This window comes from uncultured Microbacterium sp., from assembly GCF_963521695.1.
Lineage (GTDB): Bacteria > Actinomycetota > Actinomycetes > Actinomycetales > Microbacteriaceae > Microbacterium.
In genome coordinates, this window is sequence record NZ_CAUQWC010000217.1 from 1 (window position 1) to 5,794 (window position 5,794).

At 71.1% G+C, this 5,794-nt stretch carries 4 protein-coding genes and 1 pseudogene; 1 reads left to right on the forward strand and 4 read right to left on the reverse strand.

What is annotated here, in order from left to right; genetic code table 11:
• The 4 genes and pseudogenes from RWP81_RS13645 to mtrA all read right to left on the reverse strand — a co-directional run.
• Positions 1–356: pseudogene (locus tag RWP81_RS13645) on the reverse strand (ComF family protein); the annotation flags it as partial.
• An 80-nt stretch (positions 357–436) separates the two neighbouring features.
• On the reverse strand, positions 437–2,095 hold the full coding sequence (locus RWP81_RS13650) for an LpqB family beta-propeller domain-containing protein (protein WP_314456966.1): 1,659 nt from the start codon (positions 2,093–2,095) through the stop codon (positions 437–439).
• Positions 2,092–3,774 (reverse strand): MtrAB system histidine kinase MtrB, encoded by a 1,683-nt coding sequence (gene mtrB, locus RWP81_RS13655; RefSeq protein ID WP_314456968.1) that lies wholly within the window; start codon positions 3,772–3,774, stop codon positions 2,092–2,094. The genes RWP81_RS13650 and mtrB overlap by 4 nt, the downstream gene beginning before the upstream one ends.
• 7 nt (positions 3,775–3,781) lie before the next feature.
• Complete coding sequence (gene mtrA, locus RWP81_RS13660; RefSeq protein WP_055958363.1) at positions 3,782–4,462, reverse strand: MtrAB system response regulator MtrA; 681 nt, start codon at positions 4,460–4,462, stop codon at positions 3,782–3,784.
• Between the two features lie 161 nt (positions 4,463–4,623).
• Here mtrA and RWP81_RS13665 point away from each other — a divergent pair.
• Positions 4,624–5,794 (forward strand): glycerophosphoryl diester phosphodiesterase membrane domain-containing protein (locus RWP81_RS13665; RefSeq protein WP_314456969.1); only part of this gene is annotated, 1,171 nt, incomplete at its 3' end.

The following is a 5,794-nucleotide window of genomic DNA, read 5'->3' on the forward strand; positions in this document are numbered from 1 at the left end:
CGATAGCTGCGCCGGCGGAACGCCGCGCGCGACGAGGGCACCGTCGTGATCCGCGCCCCGGGTGGGACGGATGCCGTGAGCGCCGCAGCCAGCGCGGGGGCGAGGTCGCGCGCCAGCGCCGTGCGCCCCTCCTCCTTGAAAGCCCGGATGACCCGCGCCGCGACGCCCTCGAAGGGCAGGCCGCAGACGACGGCGAGATCGGACTCGCGCTCGCGGCGTGACGGCCGCGGAGCCAGGTGGACACGGCACGCGTCGCACAACGACACGTCGGGATCGCCGCACCCCGCGCAGGCGAGCGGCAGCCAGAACGTCAGGGCGTCGCGCAGCGCGGAGGCGATCGGAACGGAAGGGGCCATGCGGCCAGCCTTCCGCGCCGGGCCCCGGCGCGATCGACCGCACGCGAGGTCGGTGGACGCCCGCCGCCTGGGGAGGAGCGTCAGGAGGTGGTGCCCTGCTGCGCCGCCAGAACACGGATGCCCGAGGCCACGAGCGTCCACGAACTCCCGCGGCGGCTGAACAGACGTCCCTGATCGTCGAGCACGCGGACGCTCGTGCTTCCCGCCGCCACCGTGCGGGTGCCCTCGGGCGCCACCGAGTCGGTGCCGCGGCCGCCCACGCCCAGTTCGTGCAGGGTGCTCGCGCCGTCGACGCTCGAGAGCACGCCGACGGTGGTGTCGTCGAGCCAGGCGAGATCGAACGCCCCCGGCTGCGCGAACGACAGGACGTGGGGCGGGCCCAGGTCGATGTCGCCGTTGGTGCGCTGGATGCCGGCGACCCACACCTCGCGTGTGCCCGAGACGGTCACGATTGCGGCGATACGCGTGCCGTCACGCGAGATCTGCATGGCGGTAATCTCCGCGGCATCCGGCCAGGCGTTGCCGACGTCGCGCGGAACGCCCTCGGCGGTGGTGGCCCGCATCTGCGTGGGTGCCGCCGCGGGAACGCTCCAGATCGCGCCCTCCGCGTCGATCGAGGGGGCGATGAGGCCGGGACGGTCATCGAGGAGGAAGGTGCGCCCGTCGGCGAGCGCGCTCGCGACAGTCCCCTGCTGCGTGCGGATCGCGGCGAGGCTGCGATCGGCTTCGAGCTCGATCGCGGACGGCGCCAGCGACTCGACGGCGTCGGAGAGACCGTCGATCGGCTCGACCGCATCGCCCGCGAGCGAACCGAAAAGACCGATCGAGGTCAGCACCGCCGGCGAGGGATCGACGCGTGTGACGCGGACCGGCACCTCGGTAGCCGTGATGGGGGTGCCCTCGACGGTCATCTGCACGTCGCTGATCCCGGCCGTCGCGAGGCTCCGGGCGAGCTGGGTCTGCATGCGGTCGAGCCGCGTGCGGTCGAGGCTCAGCGCCGCCCGCGGCAACTGCACCTGAGCCACGCCGTTCTGCGACAGGGTCACCGAGCGCCCCACGAGCGACAGTTCATCGGGGAACGCCGACTCCACGGCACCCGCGAGCCACGTGCTGGGCTGCCCGTCGACGAGCGCGGTCGCCACACGGCTGGCGACCAGGGCGCGGGGGAACCAGCGCACGTCGGGCACGATGAAGCTGTACGTGGGATCGAAGTACGCGATGGATGCCGGTTGATAGACGGTCGGGAACACCTCTTCGTACAGCACGACCCCGTCGGGGGCGGCGGTGATGCGCCACTGATCCTCCACCCGCGCAAGGGTGAACGACAGCGTCTCGGCCGTGGCGGACGCGACGGGGGCGTAGGCACCGTCGGCATCCACCCCGGCCGTCGCCACCACCGACACCGCGACCGACGTGCCGTCGGCTGCGGCCGTGGCGCGACGGTCGGCCAGACGGTCGATCGTCACGCGTGCCCGCGGGTCCCACTGGGTGCCCGCCGCCAGGAACAGCTTCGCGGTGGCCCAGTCGTCGGCGGGACCGGAACCGGCGCGGAGGAACCCCTCGACGATCTCGCTGGGGGTGGCGTCGTCCTGCGGGCCGTCGGGGACGAACGCGAAGGCCTGGGTGTCGTCGGTCTGCGGGCCGCGGCCCGGGTTGACGTAGCCGGTGGTGGGCAGACCCGTGCACGCGGTGAGGGCGAGCACGAGTGCGAGGCTGACCAGGGCGAGGGCGCGCCTCATGACGGCCTCCTGACTCCGGGACGGGTCGAGATGGGCTGCGTGAGGCCGAGCGCCTCGAGGGCGCCCCCCTGCTCGTCATCGGGTTCGAGCGGCAGGGGCGAGCCGGTCACCGGCCTGCCGGTGCGCGGCAGGGTCAGCACGAAATTCGACCCCCGGCCGAGCTCGGACCACACCGCCAGGGTGCCGCCGTGCAAGCGCGCGTCACCGAGGGCGATCGACAGCCCCAGGCCGGTGCCTCCGATGGTGCGCACCCGCGACGGGTCGGCGCGCCAGAAGCGGTCGAAGACGCGCTCGACGTCGTCGGCGCGCATGCCGAGACCGAAGTCGCGCACCCCGAGAGCGATGGCATCCCGATCACTGTCGACCGAGACGACGATCGGGCGCCCCTCGCCGTGCTCGATGGCGTTGCCGAGGAGGTTTCGCACGATGCGGCGCACGCGACGGGCGTCCATGTCGACTGGGGTGTAGCCGCCGGGGGCGACCAGCCGCACATCGGAGCCGTGCCCCTCGGCGAGCTGCTCCATCGAGAGGATGACGTCTTCGGCGAGATGGGCGAGACTGGTGGGCTCGAGCTCGAGCTGCACCGACCCCGCGTCGTACCGGCTGATCTCGAGCAGATCGGTGAGCAGCACCTCGAACCGCTGCACCTGCGCGTGCAGCAGCTCCGCAGCGCGGCCCGTCACCGGATCGAACTCCTCGCGCTGGTCGTTGATCATGTCGGCGGCGAGCTTGATGGTGGTCAGGGGGGTGCGAAGTTCGTGCGAGACGTCGGAGACGAAACGCTGCTGCACCAGCGACAGATCGGCGAGCTCCTTGATCTGCGATTCGATGCTGTCGGCCATGGCGTTGAACGAGCGGTTCAACGTCGCCAGCTCGTCTTCTCCGCGCACCGGCAACCGCACCCCCAGGTCGCCCGCCGCGAGCTTCGCGCTGGTCTCGGCGGCATCCGCGATCGGTGTGGTCACCGACCGCAGGACGAACCAGGCGATCGCCCCGATCAGCACGACCAGGACGAGTCCCACCACCCACAGGAGCACCTGCACGAAGGAGAGGGTCTGCGAGGCGCTGACGAGGTCGTACCCCATGTAGAGCTCGTAGGAATCGACGCCGTCCGAGGCGGGGAACCGGAGTTGATGTCCGACCAGGATGCCGGGGACCTCGCGGCCGCCGTCGGAGGGCAGTGCCACCGACTGCCACCACTGCAGGTCGGGGCTCGACTGCACCTGCGTGCTCAGCGCCTCGGTGACCAGACCCGACTCGAACGCGGGTGAGATGAAGGGCTGAGGAGCCAGCGGTGAGGGTGGGCCGATGCGGTACAGCGCGATGAGATCGCTGGAGGACTGCTGCGACAGGCGGGTCGCGATGCCGTTCATCAGGGTCTGCGCGGCGGCCGGGTCGGTGGAGTCCACCGCGGCGTCGAGCGTCGCCTGCGCCGCCGCGGTGGCGCGCTGCGCCTCGAGGAGCACCTGGTCTTTTCGTGCGGTGAAGAGCTCGTTCTGGATGACGAGTGCCATCGCGAGACACGTCGCGAGGATCGTCGCCGCCGTCAGGGTGACGGTGATGACGATGGTGCGGAAACGCAGCGATCGGCGCCAGAGCGAGCGCAGGCGGTCACGGGCGAGACGCCAGTCGCGAAGGCCGCGCGGCCGAGGCGGGAGGGTGCGGACCGCCCCCGTCATGAGGTGCTCAGGCCACCGCGCCGGCGCGGTATCCCACGCCGCGCACGGTGGTCACGATCCGCGGATTGTCGGGGTCGGCCTCGATCTTGGCGCGCAGACGCTGCACGTGCACGTTCACCAGACGCGTATCGGCCTTGTAGTGGTAGCCCCACACCTGCTCGAGCAGCATCTCGCGGGAGAAGACCTGCTGCGGCTTCTCGGCGAGAGCGACGAGCAGCTCGAACTCGAGCGGCGTCAGCGCGATGGGAGCATCGCCTCGCCGCACCTCGTGGGCGGCGACGTCGACGGTCAGATCACCGATGCGGAGGGTCTCGTCGGCCGCCGCCTGCACCGGCCGCAGGCGCGTGCGGATGCGGGCGACGAGCTCCTTCGGATTGAAGGGCTTCATGATGTAGTCGTCGGCGCCCGACTCGAGCCCCTTCACCACGTCGGCGGTGTCGGTGCGCGCGGTCAGCATGATGATCGGAACGCCGGATTCCGCACGCACCCGCGTGCAGATCTCGATGCCGTCGACCCCGGGGAGCATGAGGTCGAGGAGGATGAGGTCGGGGCGCTCGGTGCGCCAGGCGTCCACGGCCTGCGCACCGTCGGCGCAGAAGACGGTGTCGAATCCCTCGGTGCGCAGCACGATGCCGATCATCTCGGCCAGCGCGGTGTCGTCGTCGACAACGAGGATCCGTGAAGTCATTCGGGTGTACGTCTTCCAGCTCGGACCCGCTCGGAAACGGGCAGGACGCCCCGGTGGGGGCATGTCCCATCGAGAGTAGTCGACCTGCCTGCACGAGAGGCGAGCGTGTCGGGGGTGTGTGACACGATGAACAGACCGCCATGTGACGAGGAGGCGCAACCGTGACCGCGTACCCGGCCTGGACTCCGGCATCCCGCCCCGGCATCGTGCCGCTGCACCCGTACGGGTTCGGCACGATCCTCGGCCGCTCCTTCGTCGCTCTGCGCCACAACCCGAAGGTCCTGCTCGGCTTCGCCCTCATCACTCAGGCCGTTGCCTACATCGTGCTCACCGCCGCCGTGGCCGCCGCCGCGGTCGCCAGCTTCACGCGCCTCGACACCGTCGCCCCGGGCAGCGACGACTTCGACGCCATCCTCGCCGGCTCGGTGGTGCTCACCGGTGCCACCGCCCTCGTCCTCGGGGTGGCGACGGGCGCACTGAGCGTCATCGTGCAGGGCGTCGTCGTCGCCGAGGTCGCACATGCCGTGGTCGCCGAGAAGCCGTCGCTCAAGGCCGTGTGGGCGCGTGTGAAGCCCGTCGTCTGGCGTCTCATCGGTTACAGCGCCCTCACCGTCCTCGCCACCGTCGTCGCGATCGGTGCACTCGCCGGCATCGTCGCGCTGCTGGTGATGTCGGTGCTGTGGCTCGGCATCCTCATCGGCGTCCTGGCGGTGCTCGGACTCGTCGTGCTGTCGCTCTGGCTCGCCGCCAAGCTCTACCTGGTGCCGTCGGTGATCATCCTCGAGCGCGCGCCGGTGTTCCGTGCCATCGGTCGGTCGTGGCGGCTGACGCGCGGGCGGTTCTGGTCCACGCTCGGCGTGTTCATCGTGATCTCGGTGGCGTTCAGCATCGTCGCGCAGATTATCTCGATCCCCTTCAGCCTCGTCGGAAGCCTCCTGCCGGTCATCATCGCCCCGACCGGCGAGACCGACACCGGCGCGGTCGTCGGCCTGATCGTCGTGCAGGTCATCGGTCAGTTCGGCATCCTGCTCGTGCAGTGCATCGCGCTCGTCGTGCAGTCGACGTCGGCGGCGCTCGTCTACGTCAATGCCCGGATGCGCGTGGAAGCGCTCGACCACGACCTGCAGACCTACGTCGAAGCGCGCGACGCGGGTGCGCCCGAGCTCGACGATCCCTATCTGGTCGGCGTCGGGCGGGTCGTCGCTCGTCCTGCACCACTGCCGTACGGGGCGGTCGGCGGACAGCAGGGGTACATCGTGCCGGGTGGGCGGGCCGGGTACGGCGGGCAGCCGGGGTACGGCTCGCCGGGCGCGCAGCCGGGATACGCGCAGC

What these genes read in the sequence shown, in the direction of transcription:
- RWP81_RS13650 (WP_314456966.1), bottom strand. Translation starts at nt 2,095, where the DNA reads ATGAGGCGCGCCCTCGCCCTGGTCAGCCTCGCACTCGTGCTCGCCCTC.
- mtrB (WP_314456968.1), bottom strand. Translation starts at nt 3,774, where the DNA reads ATGACGGGGGCGGTCCGCACCCTCCCGCCTCGGCCGCGCGGCCTTCGC.
- mtrA (WP_055958363.1), bottom strand. Translation starts at nt 4,462, where the DNA reads ATGACTTCACGGATCCTCGTTGTCGACGACGACACCGCGCTGGCCGAG.